General features: G+C 71.1%; 19 protein-coding genes. 4 read left to right on the top strand and 15 right to left on the bottom strand.

Annotated features, from left to right (window positions below):
- Nucleotides 1-16: 16 nt before the first annotated feature.
- Both ASC76_RS16005 and ASC76_RS16010 read right to left on the bottom strand, forming a co-directional pair.
- A complete protein-coding gene (locus ASC76_RS16005; protein ID WP_056468404.1) occupies nt 17-1,540 on the bottom strand; it encodes a M81 family metallopeptidase in 1,524 nt (507 codons plus the stop codon).
- Between the two features lie 10 nt (nt 1,541-1,550).
- Entirely contained in the window at nt 1,551-2,351 is an 801-nt protein-coding gene (locus tag ASC76_RS16010) for a ferritin-like domain-containing protein (protein WP_056468407.1), read from the bottom strand.
- Between the two features lie 86 nt (nt 2,352-2,437).
- Between ASC76_RS16010 and ASC76_RS16015 the strand changes: the two genes are divergently transcribed.
- A complete protein-coding gene (locus ASC76_RS16015; protein WP_056468410.1) occupies nt 2,438-2,962 on the top strand; it encodes a gamma carbonic anhydrase family protein in 525 nt (174 codons plus the stop codon).
- Complete coding sequence (locus ASC76_RS16020; protein ID WP_056468413.1) at nt 2,959-3,933, top strand: Hsp33 family molecular chaperone HslO; 975 nt, start codon at nt 2,959-2,961, stop codon at nt 3,931-3,933. Before ASC76_RS16015 ends, ASC76_RS16020 begins: the two co-directional genes overlap by 4 nt.
- A 27-nt stretch (nt 3,934-3,960) precedes the next feature.
- On the opposite strand, the gene ASC76_RS24780 is transcribed toward ASC76_RS16020, so the two are convergent.
- The 12 genes from ASC76_RS24780 to ASC76_RS16085 all read right to left on the bottom strand — a co-directional run bounded on the left by ASC76_RS24780 (nt 3,961) and on the right by ASC76_RS16085 (nt 17,911).
- Nucleotides 3,961-4,821 carry a zinc ribbon domain-containing protein gene (locus ASC76_RS24780; RefSeq protein WP_082549224.1) on the bottom strand — a complete coding sequence of 287 codons (861 nt, stop codon included), beginning with the start codon at nt 4,819-4,821 and terminating at the stop codon, nt 3,961-3,963.
- Nucleotides 4,822-4,921: 100 nt separating this feature from the next.
- Nucleotides 4,922-5,593: an AAA family ATPase gene (locus ASC76_RS16035; RefSeq protein WP_056470944.1), complete on the bottom strand. Its 672-nt coding sequence runs from the start codon at nt 5,591-5,593 to the stop codon at nt 4,922-4,924.
- Complete coding sequence (pnuC, locus tag ASC76_RS16040; RefSeq protein ID WP_056468421.1) at nt 5,590-6,213, bottom strand: nicotinamide riboside transporter PnuC; 624 nt, start codon at nt 6,211-6,213, stop codon at nt 5,590-5,592. Before pnuC ends, ASC76_RS16035 begins: the two co-directional genes overlap by 4 nt.
- 38 nt (nt 6,214-6,251) lie before the next feature.
- The gene (gene ftsB / locus ASC76_RS16045) at nt 6,252-6,530 is read right to left on the bottom strand and encodes a cell division protein FtsB (RefSeq protein WP_056468424.1); all 279 of its coding nucleotides are present in this window, start codon (nt 6,528-6,530) and stop codon (nt 6,252-6,254) included.
- Between the two features lie 21 nt (nt 6,531-6,551).
- Nucleotides 6,552-7,835 carry a phosphopyruvate hydratase gene (eno, locus tag ASC76_RS16050; protein ID WP_056468427.1) on the bottom strand — a complete coding sequence of 428 codons (1,284 nt, stop codon included), beginning with the start codon at nt 7,833-7,835 and terminating at the stop codon, nt 6,552-6,554.
- Nucleotides 7,836-7,866: 31 nt separating this feature from the next.
- Entirely contained in the window at nt 7,867-8,724 is an 858-nt protein-coding gene (gene kdsA, locus ASC76_RS16055; RefSeq protein WP_056468429.1) for a 3-deoxy-8-phosphooctulonate synthase, read from the bottom strand.
- Between the two features lie 13 nt (nt 8,725-8,737).
- On the bottom strand, nt 8,738-10,390 hold the full coding sequence (locus ASC76_RS16060) for a CTP synthase (protein WP_056470949.1): 1,653 nt from the start codon (nt 10,388-10,390) through the stop codon (nt 8,738-8,740).
- Between the two features lie 47 nt (nt 10,391-10,437).
- Entirely contained in the window at nt 10,438-11,268 is an 831-nt protein-coding gene (locus tag ASC76_RS16065) for an alpha/beta fold hydrolase (protein WP_056468431.1), read from the bottom strand.
- Complete coding sequence (locus ASC76_RS16070; protein ID WP_056468433.1) at nt 11,268-12,092, bottom strand: proteasome-type protease; 825 nt, start codon at nt 12,090-12,092, stop codon at nt 11,268-11,270. Before ASC76_RS16070 ends, ASC76_RS16065 begins: the two co-directional genes overlap by 1 nt.
- Nucleotides 12,089-14,680 carry a DNA mismatch repair protein MutS gene (mutS, locus tag ASC76_RS16075; protein WP_056468436.1) on the bottom strand — a complete coding sequence of 864 codons (2,592 nt, stop codon included), beginning with the start codon at nt 14,678-14,680 and terminating at the stop codon, nt 12,089-12,091. The genes ASC76_RS16070 and mutS overlap by 4 nt, the downstream gene beginning before the upstream one ends.
- Nucleotides 14,677-16,851 carry an FUSC family protein gene (locus ASC76_RS16080; RefSeq protein ID WP_157615753.1) on the bottom strand — a complete coding sequence of 725 codons (2,175 nt, stop codon included), beginning with the start codon at nt 16,849-16,851 and terminating at the stop codon, nt 14,677-14,679. Before ASC76_RS16080 ends, mutS begins: the two co-directional genes overlap by 4 nt.
- 22 nt (nt 16,852-16,873) lie before the next feature.
- Nucleotides 16,874-17,911: an inositol monophosphatase family protein gene (locus tag ASC76_RS16085; RefSeq protein WP_056468443.1), complete on the bottom strand. Its 1,038-nt coding sequence runs from the start codon at nt 17,909-17,911 to the stop codon at nt 16,874-16,876.
- A 117-nt stretch (nt 17,912-18,028) separates the two neighbouring features.
- Between ASC76_RS16085 and ASC76_RS16090 the strand changes: the two genes are divergently transcribed.
- Both ASC76_RS16090 and cysE read left to right on the top strand, forming a co-directional pair.
- Nucleotides 18,029-18,763 carry an RNA methyltransferase gene (locus ASC76_RS16090; protein WP_235580488.1) on the top strand — a complete coding sequence of 245 codons (735 nt, stop codon included), beginning with the start codon at nt 18,029-18,031 and terminating at the stop codon, nt 18,761-18,763.
- Between the two features lie 79 nt (nt 18,764-18,842).
- The gene (gene cysE, locus ASC76_RS16095; protein ID WP_056468447.1) at nt 18,843-19,622 is read left to right on the top strand and encodes a serine O-acetyltransferase; all 780 of its coding nucleotides are present in this window, start codon (nt 18,843-18,845) and stop codon (nt 19,620-19,622) included.
- 27 nt (nt 19,623-19,649) lie between these two features.
- On the opposite strand, the gene ASC76_RS16100 is transcribed toward cysE, so the two are convergent.
- Nucleotides 19,650-21,344, bottom strand: coding sequence for a FecR domain-containing protein (locus tag ASC76_RS16100; RefSeq protein WP_157615755.1), 1,695 nt, complete (start codon nt 21,342-21,344; stop codon nt 19,650-19,652).
- Nucleotides 21,345-21,353: the final 9 nt, after the last annotated feature.

The following is a 21,353-nucleotide window of genomic DNA, read 5'->3' on the forward strand; positions in this document are numbered from 1 at the left end:
GCCGGTGCCGGGTTCGTCAGGGCCGGGTCGCCATGCCCGCCGGCAGCTTCGTCCACGGCAGGTCGCCCGGGTCGGCGGCCATCGGGCCGGGCGCCTTCGCAACCAGGATGTGCGAGGCGATCGGCGCGAACGCGGCGCGGAAGTGCACCGAGCTCTTGTTGACCAGCAGCTTCATCTGCTCGGGTTCCACGCCGAGGTAGCGGTACAGGTCCAAGTCGAGCATCTGCGCCTTGGCGCTGGCCAGCAGCACGCGGATGCCCTCGACCTCGACGCACGCGCTCGGCCCGAGCCGCATCGTCGCGCCCGCGGTCATCGGCCCGTGCATCGCGACGACGCCGTCGCTGACCGCGAGCACGCGTGCCGCCCCGGCCCGCACCGCCGGCTCCGTCGTGCGCCCGCCGACGATGCCGACGGCACGGCCGATCGACAGTGGCAGCGTCGCGCCGACGCCCGCGGCGCACGCGGCCTGCGCCGCCTCGGGATCGAACAGCAGGCCGATCGCGACGCCGCCGGGCAGCCGCGCGCCGGCCTGCGCGCGCAGCAGCGCGTGGAGCAGGCCGGTGGTGTTGGCATCGCCGCCGGCGCCGGGGTTGTCCTGCGTGTCGGCGATCACGACCGGGCGCTCGGCCTCGGGCGCGAGCGCGAGCGCGATGGCGCGTTCGATCGCGTCGTCGGGTTCGAGCAGCTCGACCTTCCAGTCGGCGCGCCGTGTCACCGCAACCTCGGTGTGCAGCTGCTGCACCGCGCTGCGCACCCGCGCCGGGTCGATGCCGTACCCGAAAAGCACCGGGCCGCATTCGGCGAAGTCGGCGGCCGAGAAGCCCATCGCGAAGCTGAGCTCGACATCGTGCTGCGCCTCGATCTGCTCCAGCAGCGTGATCACCGACGCGGCCGGCTGCATCAGCGTGCACTGGGCGTTCAGCGGCAGCAGGAACGGCACGCGCTCGGCATGCAGCGCGCGTTCCGCCGCGGCCGGCACCATCCGCCGCGCCAGCATGCGCGCGGCGCGCACGCCGGTCTCGCGCATGTCGACGTGGGGGTAGGTGCGGTAGGCGGTCATCGCGGTCGCCTGGTCGAGCATGCGGGCGGTGACGTTGGCATGCAGGTCCAGGGTCGTGACCAGCGGCATCGCCGGGCCGACGACGGCGCGGATGCGCGCCAGCAGCTCGCCCTCGGCATCGTCGGCGCCCTCGGCGACGGCGGCGCCGTGCAGGTCGATGAACACCGCGTCGAAGCCGCCGCGCTGCAGGTCCTCGACGATCTCGTCGCAGATGCGCGCGAAGGCGTCCGCGGTGACGCGGTTCGACGGCATCGCGCCGGCCCAGACCGACGGGCGCAGGTCCCAGCCGTGTTCGACCGCCTCGCCGATGAAGCCGCCGAGCGCCTGCGCCGTCGGCGCCATCTGCGCCAGCATCGCGTCGCCGCGCGCATACGCGGGGTAGCCGGCGCCGGCCTCGAACGCGGCCCAGTCGGCGGGAGAGGGCGCGAAGGTATTGGTCTCGTGGTGGAAGCCGGCGATGAAGACGGTGGTGGTGGTCATGTCGGTCGCGTCATGAAAGTTCGGCGATCTCCGCCGCGGTGAACCCGGCCGCCAGGCGCGCGCCGGTGTTGAAGGGCGGGCGCAGCTTCGGGGCCTCGTAGCGGCGCGCGAGTTCGGCGTAGTAGGACAGGGGCTCGTGGCCGTCGCGCGTGCACAGCCAGCGGTACCAGCGGTTGCCGATCGCGACGTGGCCGACCTCGTCGCGCAGGATCACGTCGAGGATCTCGACCGCGCGCAGGTCGCCGGCCTGGCGCAGCTTGGCCTGCATCGGCGGGGCGGCGTCGAGGCCGCGCGCCTCGAGCGTGCGCGGCACCAGCGCCATGCGCGCGGTGAGGTCGTGCGCGGTGCGCTGCGTCATCGACCAGAGGCCGTCGTGGGCGTCGAACGCGCCATAGTCGAAGCCGAGCGTCACGAGGTGCTCGCGCAGCAGCGTGAAGTGCAGCGCCTCCTCGCTGGCCACGCGCAACCAGTCGCGGTAGTACTCGGGCGGCATGCCCGGGAAGCGCCAGACGGCGTCGAGCGCGAGGTTGATCGCATTGAACTCGATGTGCGTGACCGCGTGCAGCAGCGCGGCGCGGCCGTCGAGCGTGAACGGCGAGCGCGTGGGCACCGACTTGGCGGGCACCAGACGCGGCAGGGGCGGGCGGCCGGGCAGCGGCCCGGTCGGTTCGAGCTGCGCGGCCGGGGCCATCGACAGGGCGTCGAGCGCATCGAACAGGGCCCGCGTGCGCATCGCCTTCTCGCGCGGATCGGGCAGCGCGAGGAGGTCCAGCGCGTGCTGCCGCGCCGGGACGGATGCGTCGAAGCTCATGGGCGGCGATCATAGGCCCCACCCCGCGGCGGCCACGGGCCGACGCCTAGAATCGCGGGCTTCCGAACGACTGACCGGTGACCCGCATGGCCCTCTACGAACTCGACGCCCACCGCCCCCGTCTCGCGCCCGGCGCGTGGGTCGCGGACAGCGCGCAGGTGATCGGCCACGTCGAGCTGGCCGAGGACGCGAGCGTGTGGTTCGGCGCGATCCTGCGCGGCGACACCGAGCTGCTGTCGATCGGCAAGGGCTCGAACGTGCAGGACGGCAGCGTGCTGCACGCGGACCGGGGCTACCCGGTCACGCTGGGCGCGAACGTGACCGTCGGCCACCAGGTGATGCTGCACGGCTGCACGGTCGGCGACGGCTCGCTGATCGGCATCCAGGCGGTGGTGCTCAACGGCGCGAAGATCGGCAGGAACTGCCTGGTCGGCGCCGGTGCGCTGGTGACCGAGGGCAAGGAGTTCCCCGACGGCTCGATGATCATCGGCTCGCCCGCGAAGGTAGTGCGCCAGCTCACGCCGGAGCAGATCGCCGGCCTGCAGCGCAGCGCCGAGCACTACGTGGAGAACGCGCGGCGCTTCGCGAGCGGGTTGAAGAAGATCGGATGAGCGAGCTGCACAAATTCATCTTCGAGGGGCTGCCGGTGCGCGGCATGCTGGTGCGGCTGACCGACAGCTGGCAGGAGGTGCTGACGCGCCGCGCCGACGCCGCCGATGCGTTCCCGGCGCCGGTGCGTGCGCTGCTCGGCGAGATGGCGGCGGCCGGTGTGCTGATGCAGTCGAACCTGCGATTCGACGGCGCGCTGGTGCTGCAGATGTTCGGCGACGGGCCGGTCAAGCTCGCGGTGGCCGAGGTGCAGGACGACCTCGCGTTCCGCGTGACCGCGAAGGTCGTCGGCGAGGTGGCCGACAGCGCGCGGCTCGAGGCGATGCTCAACGTCCACGGCCAGGGCCGCTGCGCGATCACGCTCGACCCGAAATCGCGCCGGCCGGGGCAGCAGCCGTACCAGGGCGTCGTCGCGCTGCACGGCGACCAGCGCGAGCCGCTGCAGCACCTGGGCGAGGTGCTGGAGCACTACATGCTGCAGTCGGAGCAGCTCGACACGCGCTTGATCCTGGCCGCGGACGACAACGTGGCCGCGGGCCTGCTGATCCAGCGCCTGCCGGTGCAGGGAGAGGGCAACCTGCAGGGCGCGCAGCGCAACGAGGACCTGATCGGTCTGGACGAATCGTTCAACCGGCTGTCGCTGCTCGCCGGCACGCTGACGCGCGAGGAACTGCTGACGCTGGATGCCGACACGATCCTGCGCCGCCTGTTCTGGGAGGAGCCGCTGCGGCGCTTCCCGGCGCTGCGCGACGATTCCGGCCCGCGCTTCGCGTGCAGCTGCTCGCGCGAGCGGGTCGGCAGCATGCTCAAGAGCCTGGGCCGGCCGGAGATCGACGGGATCATCGCGGAGCAGGGTCGGGTCGAGATCTCATGCGACTTCTGCGGGCTCAAGTACCACTTCGATCCGGTCGACGTGGGCGGGCTGTTCACGCCGCCCGGCCAGCAGGCGCCGGGCTCGACCGCGACGCACTGAGCCGGCGCCGCCGCGACCTGCGCGCGGCTAGGGCTCGCGGCGCCGGTCCTCGGCGGCGCGGATGCGCTGGCACATCGGTTCGTTCGCGTGCTCGGCGCGGGCGCATTCGCGCGACTGGCAGATCGAGCGCGAGACCAGGCTGCGATCGGCGCAGCGCTCCGCGGCGGTGCGGAACGTCGGCGCCGCGGCGGGTGCGCGCGGCGTCGGGCGCGCGGCCGCTTGAACGCGACGGGGCGCCGGCGCGGCGTCGGACGCAACCGTCGCAGGCGCGCGCGGTTCCGGATTCGCGCGGGACGTGCGCGCCGGGCGCGCCGCGTCGTCCGCGGTCTCGGTGATCATGCCGTCGGGGCCGGGCGTGTCGATGGCGAGGGCAGGCGCGGCGCGCGGCGCCGCGGTCGAAGCGGCCGAGACGGGCGCGGCGGCTGCGGCGGGACGGATCGCGTCGAGCGCGGCCGGCGGCGGCGCTGCATCGAAGCTCGGCGATTCGGGCACCCGCATCGCGCCGTACCACCACAGCATGAACGCGGCGAGCACGACGGCGCCGCCGCCGAGCGCCGGCCACATCAACGGCGGGCGGCGGTTCGGGCTGGCGCGCGGGGCGGTCGCGGCGGCGGGGTCCGGGGTCCTCCACGGCACCGCGCGGACCACCTCGAGCGACGGCGGCGGCACCGCGCGCGGCTCTGCCGCCGCCTGGGCGGCCGGCAGCGCGGCGCCGCACTGCGAGCAGAAACGCGAGCCGGGGCGGATCGGCTGGCCGCAGGCCGGGCATGATAGTGCGGTGGCTGCCGCGGCCGCGCCTGCCGCGACCGGGAGCGGGCTGCCGCACGCGCGACAGAACTTCGCGTCGTCGGCGTGATGGGCACCGCAGGTCAGACAGCTCCGGGACATCGAGCTCCCTCGTCGTGGGTCGCGGTCATTCTCGCCGCGTTCGGCGGCGCGCAACCACCGGGTGCCGCGGAGTCCGCGGGCGGCGCTACGGATTGACGGTTCAGCCGAGCGGCAGCAGGCGGTGGCGCTCGCAGTCGGCGTCGCCGCAGCGCTCGCAGTGCCAGTGCCAGTGCCAGCGCGCGGCGCCGGACTCGGCGTCGGCGTCGGCGGGCGGCCCGGCGAGCGCGCGGCGCACCGCGGCGAGCGCGGCATCCCCGCGCGTCTCGCCGCTGCCGAACACCACCGCGTAGGGCACGGCCGCGCGCGCGAGCGCGGCGCGCACCTTGGCGTCGACCGGCTCGCGCACCTGCGGGCCGTCGCGCTGCAGGCCGTCGGCCTGCCACGGCAGATCGAGCGCGGTCAGCAGCGTCAGGTCGCAGCCCTGCGCGTGGGCGGCCTGCGCGTCCGCGTAGAGGCTGGTGTCGCCGAAGACCTGGTCGCTGTAGACCGCGATCATCAGCGCGGTGGTGTCGGCGATCACGACCGCATGCGCCGCCGCGGCGGCCGCGATGCGGCGCATCTGCTCGGCGGCGATGCTGCGCTGCTCGTCGATCCGCGGCGTGCGGCCGTGGGTGTCGCAGAACTCGCGCAGGTATTCGGGGACGACGACGACGTCGCGACCCTCGCCCGCGAGCGTCTGCGCGAGGGCGTGGGCGAGCGTCGTCTTGCCGGTGCTTTCGGCACCGAGCAGCGCGATCACGAGCCCGCGCGGGGTGTCGGTCTCCTCGCTCACGGCAGCATCCGTCGCCACGCCCGCCAACCGGCGAACGACATCGCGATGAACAGCGTGTAGAGCACGGTCGTCAGCCACAGGCCCTTGTACGCGAACAGCCCGACGCTGACGACGTTGACGACGATCCACGCCAGCCAGTTCTCGATGTACTTGCGGCCGAGCAGCCACTGGCCGATCACGCTGGCGGCGGTCGGGAACGCGTCCCACCACGGCACGTCGGTGTCGGTGAAGGTCTTCAGGAAGAGGCCGGTCGCGGGCCAGGCTGCGGCGAGGGCGGCGAGCAGCCACCAGCGGCCGCGCGCAGGCAGGGCGCGCACGCGCAGCTCGGCGCCATCGGCTTGCGTGCCGCGCAGCCACTGCCACCAGCCCCACAGCGCGACGACCGCGAAGAAGATCTGCAGGCTCGCGTCGCCGTACAGGCGGCTGTTCCAGAACAGCGCGAAGTAGAGCAGCGAGCTGACGATCGCGAGCGGCCACGCGACGGGGTTGACCCGCATGTTGAGCACGACCATCAGAACCGCGAGCACGAACGCGACGATCTCGAGCGCGCTGACCGGCGTGGCCCAGAGCGTGAAGGCTGGCGCGAAAAAGGGCTGCAGCGCGTGCAGCAGCGACTCCACCGGCGGGCCTCAGGGGCGGCGGGTTGCGATGCAGTGCATCAGCGCTTGGGCGCCGACACCTGCACCAGGATCTCGTCGGGCTTGACCATGCCGAGCTCGAAGCGCGCCTTCTCCTCGACCATCTCGAGGCCCTCTTTCAGGTCGCTCACTTCGGCGACCAGCTGCGCGTTGCGCGCGCGGTCGGCCGCATTGGCGGCCTGCTGCTCGGCCAGCTTGCCGCGCAACTCCATCATGCGCGGCACGCCGCCCTTGCCGAACCACAGTTCGGCCTGGACGAGCCCGATCAGCGCGATCAGCGCGAGCGAGACGTAGCGCATGGCGGCGGCGCGCGAACCGGGTCAGCGCAGGTTGTAGAACGCGGCGCGGCCAGGGTACGTCGCGACGTCGCCGAGGTCCTCCTCGATGCGCAGCAGCTGGTTGTACTTGGCGATGCGATCGCTGCGGCTCATCGAGCCGGTCTTGATCTGGCCGGCGTTGGTGCCCACCGCGATGTCGGCGATCGTCGAGTCCTCGGTCTCGCCGGAGCGGTGCGAGATCACGGCGGTCCAGCCGGCGCGCTTGGCCATCTCGATCGCGGCGAAGGTCTCGGTCAGCGTGCCGATCTGGTTGATCTTGATCAGGATCGAGTTCGCGACGCGCTTCTCGATGCCCTGCTGCAGGATCTTGGTGTTGGTGACGAACAGGTCGTCGCCGACCAGCTGCACCTTCGAGCCGAGGCGCTCGTTCAGGTGCTTCCAGCCGTCCCAGTCGCCCTCGTGCATGCCGTCTTCGATGCTGATGATCGGGTACTTGTCGACCCAGGTCGCGAGGATGTCGGTCCACTCGGGCGCGCTCAGCGTCAGGCCTTCGCCCTCCAGGTGGTACTTGCCGTCCTTGTAGAACTCGCTGGCCGCGCAGTCCAGGCCGATGGCGATCTGCGAGCCGGCGGTGTAGCCGGCCTTGTCGATCGCCTCGAGGATCATCTGGATCGCCGCTTCATGGCTCGCGACGCTGGGCGCGAAGCCGCCTTCGTCGCCGACCGCGGTGCTGATGCCCTTGTCGCCGAGGATCTTCTTCAGCGCGTGGAACACCTCGGCGCCGTAGCGCACCGCCTCGCGGAAGCTCGGCGCGCCGACCGGGATGATCATGAACTCCTGCAGGTCGAGGTTGTTGTTGGCGTGCGCCCCGCCGTTGATGACGTTCATCATCGGCACCGGCATCTGCATGCCGCCCATGCCGCCGAAGTAGCGGTACAGCGGCAGGCCCGATTCCTCGGCCGCAGCGCGCGCGACGGCCATGCTGACGGCCAGCGTCGCGTTGGCGCCCAGGCGGCTCTTGTTCTCGGTACCGTCCAGGTCGATCAGCGTGCGGTCGAGGAAGGCCTGTTCGCTCGCGTCCAGGCCCAGCACCGCCTCGCTGATCTCGGTGTTGACGTGTTCGACGGCCTTGAGCACGCCCTTGCCGAGGTAGCGCGACTTGTCGCCGTCGCGCAGCTCGATCGCCTCGCGCGAGCCGGTGGATGCGCCCGACGGCACCGCGGCGCGGCCCATCGTGCCGGACTCCAGCAGCACGTCGCACTCGACGGTCGGGTTGCCGCGGCTGTCGAGGATTTCTCTACCGACGATATCGACAATGGCGCTCATTCAGGTTCTCTCCGGGGTCAGGGAATCGGGTTCAGCAGGAAAAGTCGTTCTCGAGCAGCGGCTGGGTCTTGATCACCCGGTCGAGCGCGACGAGCTGGGTGAGCAGCGCGCGCATGTGCTTCAGCGGCACCGCGTTTGGGCCGTCGCTCATCGCGTGGGCCGGGTCGGGGTGCGTCTCCATGAACACGCCGGCCACGCCGACCGCGATCGCGGCGCGCGCCAGCACCGGCACGAATTCGCGCTGGCCGCCGGAACTGGTGCCCTGGCCGCCGGGCAACTGCACCGAGTGGGTCGCGTCGAACACGACCGGTGCGTTCGTCTCGCGCATGATCGCCAGGCTGCGCATGTCCGAGACGAGGTTGTTGTAGCCGAAGCTTGCACCGCGTTCGCAGGCCATGAAGTTGTCTTCCGGCAGGCCCTTCTCGCGCGCGGCGGCGCGGGCCTTGTCGATCACGTTCTTCATGTCGTGCGGCGCGAGGAACTGGCCCTTCTTGATGTTCACCGGCTTGCCGCTCTGGGCGACAGCGCGGATGAAATCGGTCTGGCGGCACAGGAAGGCCGGCGTCTGCAGCACGTCGACCACGCTGCTGACCTGGGCGATCTGCGATTCGTCGTGGATGTCGGTCAGCACCGGCACGTTCAGCTCGCGCTTGACCTTCGCGAGGATCTCCAGGCCCTTGTCGATGCCGGGGCCGCGGAAGGTGCTGCCCGACGAGCGATTCGCCTTGTCGAAGCTGCTCTTGAAGATGAACGGGATGCCGAGCGCGGCGGTCATCTCCTTGAGCTGCCCGGCGACGTCCATCTGCAGTTGCTCGGACTCGATCACGCACGGGCCGGCGATCAGGAAGAACGGCTGCGTGAGGCCGATGTCGAAGCCGCAGAGCTTCATGCCAGATCCTTCTTCATGCGGCCACCCTCTCGGCCGTGGCCTCGCGGTGGTGATCGAGCGCGGCCTTCACGTAGCTCGTGAACAGCGGGTGGCCGTCCCACGGCGTGCTCTTGAATTCGGGGTGGAACTGCACGCCGACGAACCACGGGTGTTGCGACTGCGGCAGCTCGACGATCTCGGTCAGCTTCTCGCGCTGCGTGATCGCCGAGATCACCAGGCCCGCCTTCTGCAGCCGCTCGAGGTAGTGCTCGTTGGCCTCGTAGCGGTGGCGGTGCCGCTCGGTGACGACCTTGCCGTAGATCTGGTGGGCGAGGGTGCCCGGCGCCACATCCGAACTCTGCGCGCCCAGGCGCATCGTGCCGCCCAGGTCGGAGTTGGCGTCGCGCTTCTGGATCGTGCCGTCGCTGTCCTGCCACTCGTCGATCAGCGCGATCACGGGGTGCGGAGTATCCGGCTCGAACTCGGTGCTGTTCGCGCCCTCGAGGCCGGCGAGGTGGCGCGCGACCTCGATCGTCGCGACCTGCATCCCCAGGCAGATGCCCAGGTACGGGATCTTGTGCTCGCGCGCGTACTGTGCGGTGCGGATCTTGCCCTCGACGCCGCGCTTGCCGAAGCCGCCCGGGACCAGGATCGCGTCGTACTTGGCGAGCTGGTCGATGTTGTCGTCGCCCAGCGTCTCGGAGTCGACGTACTCGATCTTGACCCGCGCATGGTTGTGGATGCCGGCGTGGCGCAGCGCCTCGTTCAGCGACTTGTACGAATCGGACAGGTCGGTGTACTTGCCGCACATCGCGATCGTCACCTCGTGCTTCGGGTGCGCGACCTCGTGCACCAGCTTGTCCCAGCGGCGCAGGTCGGCGGCCTTGGTCAGCAGCTGCAGCTTCATGCAGATCAGCTCGTCGAGCCGCTGCTCGTGCAGCATGCGCGGCACCTTGTAGATGGTGTCGACGTCCCACATCGAGATCACGCCCTGCGGCGCGACGTTGGTGAACAGCGAGATCTTGTCGCGCTCGTCCTCCGGGATCTCGCGGTCGGCGCGGCACAACAGCGCGTCGGGCTGGATGCCGATCTCGCGCATCTTCTGCACCGTGTGCTGGGTCGGCTTGGTCTTGAGCTCGCCGGCGGCAGCGATCCACGGCACGTAGGTCAGGTGCACGAAGGCCGAGTTGCTCGGACCGGCGCGCAGCGCCATCTGGCGCACGGCCTCGAGGAAGGGCAGCGACTCGATGTCGCCGACCGTGCCGCCGATCTCGACGATCGCCACGTCCACGTCGGCCGCGCCGCGCTTGACGAATTCCTGGATCTCGTTGGTGACGTGCGGGATCACCTGCACCGTCTTGCCGAGGTAGTCGCCGCGGCGTTCCTTCTCGAGCACGGTCTTGTAGATCTGGCCGGCGGTGAAGTTGTTGCTGCGCTTCATGCGGGTGCTGATGAAGCGCTCGTAGTGACCCAGATCGAGGTCGGTCTCGGCACCGTCGTCGGTGACGAACACCTCGCCGTGCTGGAACGGGGACATCGTGCCCGGATCGACGTTGAGGTACGGATCCAGCTTGATGAGGGTGACCTTGAGGCCGCGCGATTCGAGGATCGCCGCGAGCGATGCAGAAGCGATGCCCTTGCCCAGCGAGGACACCACACCGCCGGTGACAAAGACGTACTTGGTCATTGTGTGCAGCATCTGTTTGACACAAATGCTCTGGTGGTAAAGCGCGATTATAGGCGTGGGGTCCGGGCCGCCGGCTTCATCGATTCGATCAGTTTCAGGACCGTCGCGGCGGTCTCCGACGGGCGTTCGAGCGGGAACAGGTGCGAGCCTTCGATCGCGACGACCTTGCCTTTGGCCAGCCGCTCGGTCGCGCGCATGCCGACCTGGCGGACCTCGACCGATTCGGTCCCGCGCACGAACGCCATCTCGCACTGCAGCGGGTGCGCCCGCAGCACACGCGCGAGGTGGTGCGGCAGCGTGTTGTAGATCGCGGTCTCGACATCGCGGTGGAACGCGAGCCGCCGGTGCGTGCCGTGGGTCTCGGTGCCGGCGGCGATGTAGTCGCGCAGCATGCCGGGCGCCCAGCGCGCGAACGCCGGCTTGGCGGCGAAGTGTGCGAACGCGGCGTCGGCGCTGTCCCATTGCTGGCGCCGACGCTTCGAGACATGGCCCGGCGAGAATCGCTCGCCGATGCCCGCGGCCTTGGCGACCTGCACGGCGCGCGCCTTCCAGCCCGACAGGATCGGCGAGTCGAGCATCACGAGGCCGCTGGCGAGGTCGGGGCGCTTCGACGCGGCCATCAGGCTCAGGAAGCCGCCGAGCGAATGGCCGACCAGGTAGGCCGGGCCGCCGACTTCGTGTTCGATGTAGTCGATGAGCTGCGCGCGCAGGTGCGGCCAGTTGCTGGTGACCGGGAAACGCGGGTCGTGGCCGTACTTCTCGATCGCGTGCACGGTGTAGCCGGCGGCGCGCCAGGCCTCGAAGATCAGCCGGTAGGTGCCGGCCGGGAATCCGTTGGCGTGCGAGAAGACGATGGTCCGGAGAGCCGAACCCGGCATCACACGACCTTCTCGTCCGGATGCGTGATCTTCTTCATCGTCTCGTAGCGCTTGGAGGCGACGCACAGCGGCACGGCGGTCGGGCCGCTGCCCCATTGCGGGTCTTCGAGCGATTCGAAGGCCTCGCGCAGCTTCAGGCCCCAGTTGCCGCGGATCATCTGGAAGTACGGGTTGTGCTCGTCGATGCAGACGATCTGGTCGCTGTGCAGCGAGTGCGCCTCGTAGACCAGCAGGTCCAGCGGCAGGCCGACCGAGAGGTTGGACTTCAGCGTCGAGTCCATCGACACCAGCGCGCACTTGGCGGCCTCGTCGAGCGGCGTGGCGGGCGTGATCATGCGGTCGAGCACCGGCTTGCCGTACTTGGATTCGCCGACCTGGAAGTAGCAGGTCTCCCGCGTCGCTTCGATGAAGTTGCCGGCCGAGTAGACCAGGAACAGCCGCATCGCCTCGCCGCCGATCTGGCCGCCGAAGATCATCGATGCGTTGAAGTCGACGCCGGCGCGCTCGAGCGCCGCGCCGTCCTGGTCGTGCACGCGGCGCACCGCGGCACCGAGGACGCGCACCGCGTCGAACATGCTCTTGGCGTTCCAGATCGTGATCGGGTTGCCGTCGCGGTCCTCGATCTTCTCGACCTGCAGGATCTCGCGCACCGACTGGCTGATCGACAGGTTGCCGGCCGACAGCATCACCATGAAGCGCTCGCCGGGCCGCTCGTACACCATCATCTTGCGGTAGGTGCTGATCTGGTCGAGGCCCGCGTTGGTGCGCGAGTCGGACATGAACACCAGGCCGGCGTCGAGCTTGATGCCTACGCAGTAGGTCATGATTTTCCTTGGAGAGACTTGAGTTCGTAGAGCGCGGCGAGCGCTTCCTTGGGCGAGAGCATATCGGGGTCGAGTGCGGCGACCGCCGCGTCGAGCCGTGAAATTTCCGCGGCGGGCGCGGGCGGCGGTGCGGCGAACAGGTCGATCTGCGCGTCGGCCGCGTGCTTGCTGGCCTCCAGCGCCTCGAGCGTCGCGCGCGCCTGGCGCAGCAGGCTGGCGGGCATGCCGGCGAGTCGCGCGACCTGCACGCCGTAGCTGCGGCTGGCCGGGCCGGGCTGCAGCTCGTGCAGGAACACGATGTCGTCACCGCTCTCGACCGCCGAGACGTGCAGGTTGAATGCCCGGTCGTGCTTGACGGGCAGCTCCGTCAGCTCGAAGTAGTGGGTCGCGAACAGCGTGAACGCGCGCGTCCTGTCGTGCAGGTGGCTGGCGATGCTGCTGGCGAGCGCGAGGCCGTCGAAGGTCGACGTGCCGCGGCCGATCTCGTCCATCAGCACCAGCGAGTGTTCGGTCGCGCCATGGATGATCGCGGCGGCCTCGGTCATCTCGAGCATGAAGGTCGATTGCGCGTTGGCCAGGTCGTCGGCCGCGCCGATGCGGGTGTGGATCGCGTCCATCGGCCCGAGCTGGCAGGCGCGCGCCGGCACGAACGAACCCATCGCCGCGAGCAGCGCGATCAGTGCGACCTGGCGCATGAAGGTGCTCTTGCCGCCCATGTTCGGGCCGGTGATCACGAGCATCTTGCGGGCCGCGTCGAGCTTGCAGTCGTTCGGCATGAAGTTGGCGCCACCGGTTTCCATCAGGCGCGCCTCGACCACGGGGTGCCGACCGGCCTCGATGCGGATGCACGGTTCGCGCACGAACTCCGGGCGGCACCAGTTCAGCGTGGTCGCGCGCTCGGCCAGCGCGGCGAGCGCATCGACGCTGGCGAGCGCGCGGGCCAGCGCGGTGAGCGGCTCCAGGTGCACTTGCAGCTGGTCGATCAGTTGCTCGTACAGCAGCTTCTCTCGCGCCAGCGCCCGGTCCTGCGCGGACAGCGCCTTGTCCTCGAAGGTCTTGAGCTCCGGCGTGATGAAGCGCTCGGCGTTCTTCAGCGTCTGGCGGCGCTGGTAGTCGAGCGGCACCTTGCTCGCCTGGCCCTGCGTGACCTCGATGTAGAAGCCGTGCACCTTGTTGAATTGCACCCGCAGGTTGGCAATGCCGGTGCGCGCACGCTCGCGCGCTTCGAGCTCGAGCAGGAAGGCGTCGCAGTTCGCGCCGATGCCGCGCAGCTCGTCCAACGTAGCGTCGAAGCCCGACGCGATCACGCCGCCGTCACGCAGCAGCACCGCGGGCTCGTCGGCGATCGCGGCGGCGAGCAGCGCATGGATCTCGTCGGGTGGCGTCAGCGCCTCGCCGAGCAGGTCGAGCAGCGTGGCCTCGCCGAGCGGCACCTGCGCGCGCAGCGCCGGCAGCGCGTGCAGCGTCGCGCGCAGGCCGGTCAGCTCGCGTGGGCGCACCTGGCGCAGCGCGATGCGTGCGGTGATGCGTTCGACATCGCTGATGCCGCGCAGGGCGTCGCGCAGTTCGCTCACGCCGGCCAGGTGCAGCGCGTCGATCGCGTCGTGGCGCTGGGTCGCGACGCGGCGCTCGCGCAGCGGGTGGGTGAGCCAGTGACGCAGCGTGCGCGAGCCCATGCCGGTGCGGCAGGTGTCGAGCAGCGACAGCAGTGTCGGCGCGTCCTCGCCGCGCAGGGTCTGCGTCAGCTCGAGATTGCGGTGGGTGGTCGGCGGCAGGTCGAGCAGGTCGCTGGCGCGCTGCACGGCGAGCGTGCGCACGTGCGCGAGCGCCTGGCCCTGGGTGTGCTCGGCGAAGGTCAGCAACGCGGCGCCAGCGGCCTGGGCGGCCCGCAGCTCCTGCGCATTGAAGCCGGCCAGGCTGCTCGTGCGCAGCTGCTCGCACAGCTTGCGCAGGCCGAGCGACGTGTCGAACTGCCACGCCGGGCGATGGGTGACGGTGACGCGGGCATCGCTCAACGCGGCCGGGACACGATCGCGGTCGACCAGCACCTCGGCCGGCGCCAGCCGCACCAGCCACGCCCCGAGTTCGGCCTCGCTGCATTCGCTCAGGCCGAGCTCGCCGCTGGTCAGCGCCAGCCAGGCCAGGCCGATCTGCTTGCCCTGTGGCGCGACAGCGAGCAGCAGCGCGTCGCTCTTGTCGGCGAGCAGTTCGGTGTCGGTCACGGTGCCGGGCGTGACGACGCGCACGACCTTGCGCTCGACCGGGCCCTTGGCGGTGGCCACGTCGCCGACCTGCTCGCAGATCGCGACCGCTTCGCCGAGCTTGATCAGCTTGGCGAGGTAGCCGTCGACCGAGACGACCGGCACACCGGCCATCGGGATCGGCTCGCCGTTGCTGCTGCCGCGCGCGGTCAGCGTGATGTCGAGCAGGCGGTTGGCTTTGCGGGCGTCGTCGAAGAACAGCTCGTAGAAATCGCCCATGCGGTAGAACAGGAGCGTGTCGGGGAAGTCGGCCTTGATCTTGGTGTACTGGGCCATCATCGGCGTCAGCGCCGGTGCTGCGCCCGCGGGCGGCGTGAGCGAGGTCATCGTTGTCTTTCCTGCGCGCGCGCCAGTTCCCAGGCCTGCGCGGCGGCCAGATCGGCGCCGAGCGCGGCGGCCTCGTCGGCGGCGTCGCGCAGGCGCTGGTGCAGTTGCGCGGCTTCTTCGTGGGGGGAGATGGTTTCGGTGCGCGCCTCGACCGGCGTGGCCGTCGCGGCCGGCACCGCCGCGTTGTCGAGTGCGGCACTGATGCGCGCGAGGTGCGCCGCGAGCAGCGGCTGCGCCTGGGCATCGGGCAGTGCGCGCGGCTGCTCGCGCCAGGTGCGCAAGCCGCCGAGCTGCGCGAGCAGCCGGTAGCTGCGCAGCTGCACGCGCTCGAGCAGATCCAGCGGCGGCTGCACGGCGCGCGGTTCGGCGCGAGCGCGCTGCGCGGCGATCGCGATCGCGGCCAGGCTGTCGTGGACCTCGCGGCGCGCCAGGCGCCAGTCGGCATTCGCGGTCGACAGTTCGGTGCTGCCGAGCGCCACCTGGGCATGCTGCAGTTGCGCCTTGCGCAGGCGCTTGAGCAGCGCCGGCAGCTGGCGCCGCTCCCAGGCCGGCAGCACATAGCTGAAGGCCCAGGCCAGCGCGGTGCCGATCAGCGTGTCGGCCAGCCGCTCGAACAGCGCGAACTCGCCCGCGGTGTGCAGCAGGTGGCCCTGGATCAATGCGAGCACGGTGGCGGCCGTGGCGGCGACCAAATAGCGTACCTGCGCGAAGCCGTGCGCGATGCCGGCGCCGATCGCCAGCACCAGGAACTGCACCGGCACGCTCGGATTCAGGCTCAGCAGCGCGGTCACCAGCACGCAGCCGATCAGCGTACCGATCAGTCGCGCGTTGCGGCGCTCGAGCGTCTGCGCGACGTTGGTCCGCATCACGACCGCGATGGTCAGCAGGATCCACTGCGGGTGTGCCGCCCACGGCAGGTGCAGGCCGATGGTGTAGCCGACCAGCAGCGCGATCGTCACGCGCAGCGCGTAGCGCAGCACCGGCGAGTGACCGCTCATCGCGCGCTTGAGCGGCGCGATCGGCCAGCGCATCGAGGTGCGAAAGCGCGGCCAGTCGCGCGCCTGCTCGGCGAGTGCGAGGCGCGGCTCGTCGCCCCCGTGCTCGGCCAGGCGCAGCAGGCTCTGCATCTCGGCCCCCATCGCGTCGACGGCGCCGCGCAGCGTCGGCGGGACGGCGCGGTGCGCCTCGGCGGTGCGCGCGAGCAACGATTCGGCCAGGCGCGGCGGCAATTGCCCGCCGGTGAACAGCGACCAGCAGACGCGATCGAGGTGGGCACTGAAATCGCCCCACAGCGATTCGAGCGCCTGCGCCTGCGCCAGTGTGGGCGGCGTGCCGCCGCGCGCGGGTTGCATGTCGAGCTCGAGTTCGCAGGCGAGCGCCTGCTCGCGCAGCCGGATCGCGGCGATCAGCATGCCGGTCAGGCGCAGCTCGGCCGGCGTGGCGGGCTGGTCGAGCACCAGGTCGCGCGCCGTCTGCAGCTTGTCGGCCAGGGCGGCCTGTTCGCCGAGCAGCGCGCGCAGCTGGTTCTCGCGCCGGTCACCGGTGGCGGCCAGGCGCGCGCCCTGCTGACGCAGCATCACGGCGAGTTCGTTGATCGCATCGGCCAGCGCCTGCGATCGAAAGCGCAGGTTCAGCACGTGCGCACTGAACACGGCCCAGGCCGCGAACAGGAACGCGCCGACCTGGAACCAGGCGACATGGGCAAGCGCGGTGCGCCAGTCGTCGGGCGGGGGCGTGGACATCGCGAACACGATCGCCAGCAGCAGCGCGAAACCGAGCGGCCCGCCGCGCAGCCCCCAGGCTGTTCCGAGCATGCCGATGAAGCCGCCGACCGCGACGATGATGCCGAGCAGCAGGTCCACATGGTCGGGCGCGAGGTGCGCGAACTGCACCGCGGCCGTCATCGGCGCCGCCAGCCACAGCAGCGGCGCGATCTGGCGCAGCTTGCCGCGCGCCGGCGAAACCTGGTCGCCGATGCTCAGGGTGAGCATGCCGACCGAGGCCGACGCGGCGACGACCGGACCGGCGACGAGGAAGACCAGCACCGACAGCACGGCCAGCCCGAAGCCGACCGCCACGCCGTTCAGCACCCGGTGGCCGAGCAGCAGGCGCAGCCACACCGAATGGCGCAGCGACGGAATCGCCTCGAGGTTCAGCGGCGGCAACTGCATGCTGCGGCGACCGACGTCGGGCTCAGAAGGGCGCGTCGCCTCCACGCGGCGAGCGCGACCGCGGCGCGGCCTTGCGATCGGCCTCGGCGGCGGCCTGCTTCTCGGCCGCCATGCTCTCCTTGCTGATGCGCGTGGCGGCCTTCTTGACGGGCGCTGGCGCCGGATCGCGCGCGATCTCGACGCCCGCGGCGAGCGCATCCTCCGGCGTGATGCCGAGCGTGGTCTCGCCCGGCGCGACCGGCGCATCGGCCGCGATCACATGCGTGAACGGGCTCAGCAGGCTCACCAGCTGGCCGTAGACGCGAGGGCTGGCGGCCAGGCACTCGCGCTGATAGAGGTAGTCGGCCTCGCCGGTGAAGTTGCCGATCAGCCCGCCGGCCTCCGTGACCATCAGCGAGCCGGCGGCGATGTCCCACGGGCTCAGGCCGTTCTCGAAGAAGCCGTCGGTGTAGCCCGCGGCGACGTAGCAGAGGTCGAGCGCGGCCGACCCGGGGCGGCGCAGGCCCGCGCACGCCGGCATCACGGCTTCCATCATCTGCATGTAGCGCTTGAAGTTGTCGCCCTTGCGGAACGGGAAGCCGGTGCTGACCAGGCAGTCGGTCAACCGCACCCGCTTCGAGACGCGCAGCCGGCGGTCGTTCAGGAACGCGCCGCGGCCCTTGGACGCGTAGAACAGGTCGTTGCGGGTCGGGTCGTAGACGACGGCCTGCTGCACCTGGCCGCGGAACGCCAGCGCGATCGAGACCGAGTAGACCGGGAAGCCGTGGATGAAGTTGGTGGTGCCGTCGAGCGGATCGATGATCCAGACGAACTCGCTGTCCTTCGCGCCGTGTTCGCGCCCCGACTCCTCGGCGAGGATGCCGTGGCCGGGGTAGGCCGCCAGCAGCGTCTCGATGATCACGGCTTCGGCCTTGTGGTCGACCTCGGTGACGAAGTCGTTGGCAGACTTGGTCGTGATCTTCAGCAGGTCGAGGTCGAGCGATGCCCGGTTGATGATCGCCCCGGCGCTGCGGGCCGCCTTGATGGCGGTGTTGAGCATCGGGTGAAGGGCTTGGGACATGGCGGACCTATCGAAGGCGTGAAGGCGGCGAACGCGGGGCTGGCGGGAAGAAAGAGCGGGGCGGCGGACGGGCCGCTGCGGATAATCGCCATTTTACCTGCGAGCCTGCCCGTGCCCGTGCCTCAGTCCGATCGCCCCGATCCCACCCGCTTCGTCCTGATCGGCACCAGCCACGGCGGCAACGTCGGCGCCGCGGCGCGGGCCATGAAGGTGATGGGTTTCTCGGACCTCGTCCTCGTGGCGCCGCGCTTCGCCGACGTGCTGCAGCAGCCCGAAGCGCTGGCGATGGCCAGCGGCGCGACCGATGTGCTCGCCGGTGCGCGGATCGTGCCGACGCTGGCCGATGCGCTGGAGGGCATCCACCACGCCTGCGCGACCGCGATGACGCCGCGCGATTTCGGCCCGCCGACGCGGGCGCCGCGCGAGCTGTTCGCGGAACTGGCGCCGCAGTCGCAACGGGTCGCGTTCGTGTTCGGCTCCGAGCGCTTCGGCATGAGCAACGAGGACGTGTATCGGTGCCACGTCTGCCTGAGCATCCCGACGATGGCGGGCTACGGTTCGCTGAACCTGGCCCAGGCGGTGCAGTTGCTCGCCTACGACTGGCGCCAGGCGCTGGGCGGGTTCCCGGTGCAGCCGCGCACGGTCGACGCGCACCGCGCCGACGACACCGCGGTGCAGGGCCTGCTCGATCACTGGCGTCGCACGCTGATCGACATCGACTACCTCGACCCGGCGGTCCCGCGCAAGCTGATGCCGCGCTTGCAGCAACTCGTCAACCGCGCCCAGCTGACCGACGAGGAAGTGCACATCCTGCGCGGTGTGGCGCGGGCGGTCGAGAAGGCGCGGCGCTGACGCGCCCGGCGCGGTCTGCGCCGACGCGTTCGCGGGGCAACGGATAAACTGCGTCCGACCCCATTCACCGGATTCCCCCATGTTCCAGCGGCTGCGAGAAGACATCGCCTGCATCCTCGAGCGCGACCCGGCGGCGCGCAGCGCCTGGGAGGTGCTGACCTGCTATCCCGGTCTGCACGCGCTCGTCCTGCATCGGCGCGCGGCCTGGTTCCGCCGCAACGGCCTGCACTGGCTGGCGCGCTTCACGTCGCATCTGGGCCGCTTCCTGACCGGCATCGAGATCCACCCCGGTGCCACGATCGGCCGGCGCGTCTTCATCGACCACGGCATGGGCGTGGTCGTCGGCGAGACCGCGGAGATCGGTGACGACTGCACGATCTACCAGGGTGTGACGCTCGGCGGCACGTCGCTGGCGAAGGGCGCCAAGCGCCACCCGACGCTGGGCCGCGGCGTGATCGTCGGCGCCAATTCGCAGGTGCTGGGCGGCTTCACGGTCGGCGACGGCGCGCGCGTCGGCTCGAACGCCGTCGTGCTGAAGGAGGTGCCCCCGGGTGCCACCGCCGTCGGCAACCCGGCGCGCGTGCTGCACAAGGAGGCCGATGCGGTGCGCGAGGCCGCCGCCGCGAAGATGGGCTTCTCGGCCTACGGCATCACGCAGGGCGACGACCCGATGGCGCACGCGATGAAGGGCCTGATCGACAACGCCTCGGGCCACGAGCACCAGATCGCGATGCTGTGGGCGGCGATCGAGAAGCTGTCGGCGCGCTCGCGCGAGTTGCCGACGCCCGATTGCGTGCCGCAGGACGCGCGCACCACCGAGCAGTTCGACGCCGAACGCTTCAACCAGATGGTGAAGTGACGCCGCCGCGCGGCGCCGTCCGCGCGGTCAGAGCAGCAGCAAGAGCGGCAGCAGCAAGCCCAGGCCGGACCAGTCGCGCGGCACGTCGACCTGCACCTTCTCGCTGTACGGCGAGACGAACCCGTCGGGTTCGACGCTGCGGTAGCGGAAGTAGTAGCGGCCGCCGGAACCCGGCATCGGCAGGGTCCACTCCGAGCCGCTGACTTCGGCGCGCGTGACGATCTGCTTGAAGTCGAGGTCGCGCGCGAATTCGACCTGCTGCTTGTCTTCCGGACGGGCGCCGCTCCAGCGGAAGACGAGCGCGTTGCCGTCGGCCGAACGCGCGACCGCGGCGGGCTGGGGCGTCGGGCGCAGATCGAAGCGTTGGGCGTCGCCGAACGGGCCGTGGTCGCCGCTGGGTCGCACGCTCGCCAGCCGCCAGAAGTACGTGCCCGGCTTGGACAGCGTGGTCTCGAGAGCCGAGGCATCGAGGTTGTCGCGGTCCTCGACGATGCGCGTGAACGCCGCGTCCTCGGCCACCTGCAGCCGCGCGCGCGTGGCATCCACGTTCGGTGCCCAGGCGAACTGGACGGTGCCGACCGGCTGCTTCGCGCTCACCCGCGGGGCGCGGTAGGCGGGCGGCTCCGGGCGGGCCTTCAGCACGAACGGGCGAGCCGAATCGAAGCCTTCGATCCCCTGCGCGTCGATGCGGCGTGCGCGCACGTACCACTGGGCATCGTCCAGGCCGGCGATGCGCACTTCGGCGCCGGGTGCGACCTGCTGGTCGCTGACCATGCGGTCGAAGGCCGGGTCGGCGGCCACCTGCACGCGCAGTGGCGTCGACTCGCCGGGCAACGCGAACCGCACGATCGGGCGCTCGAAACGCTCCGGCAGCGCCGTCAGGTCGGGCGGCGGCAACAAGCGCGCGGGTGCGGAAGGCGGGCTCCCGCCGTCCGTCGACGCGCCGAAGCCGGCCGTCAGCGCGGTGCCGCCGGCGGCGCCGGCGGCGTCGAACGCCACCACGCCTTCCAGCACCTCCGCATGCGTGCGGCGTGGCGCGGCGTCGTCGTAGGCAACCCGGTACTGCGTCCCGCGCACGCCGACGACGGCGGTCGGCGTGACGACTTCGAGCGGCTTGGCGCGCAGCACCTTGGTCGCGAACACCTCGACCGAGCCGCGCAGCACCCGCATCGTGCCGGCGAACCAATGGCTGGGGGCGTTGGCGGCAGCCGCGTCATCGGCGCTGGCCGCAGCATGGGCCGGCAGCCGACCACCGAAGTTGCGGCTGGCCGCGACCTCGGCGAGGCTGGACGGCGGCAATCGAACGCGCGAGCCATCGGCCAGTTCGACCACGGCCGAGCCGTTGGGGCCGGTCTGGACCGACTGGCCTTCGTTCAGTGCGGCGCCGACTGCGAGCGGCGCATCGCCGCTGCGCACGTCACCGGTGACGCTGACGAGCGTCGCGCTGACGGCATCGCCGCGCAGCAGCCGGGCCGGGATGCGCAGGCGCTGGCCGGGCAGGATGCGGTTCGGGTCCGGGATCTTGTTGATGCGCGCCACTTCGCGCCACGCGGTGGGCGAGACCAGCACGCTGCTGGACAGGCCGATCAGCGTGTCGGCCCGCACCACGACGAATTCGACCATTGTGTCCGCGGCACGCACCGGCGCTGCGAACGCAGCGACGAGCGCCGCCGCGAGCAGGGCGCGGGCGAACGGGGTGGACGGATGGGCGGCGTGCTGCAATGTACGGCC

Origin of the sequence: Rhizobacter sp. Root404, assembly GCF_001425865.1 — a bacterium.
In the GTDB taxonomy this organism is placed as follows: Bacteria; Pseudomonadota; Gammaproteobacteria; order Burkholderiales; family Burkholderiaceae_C; genus LMDS01.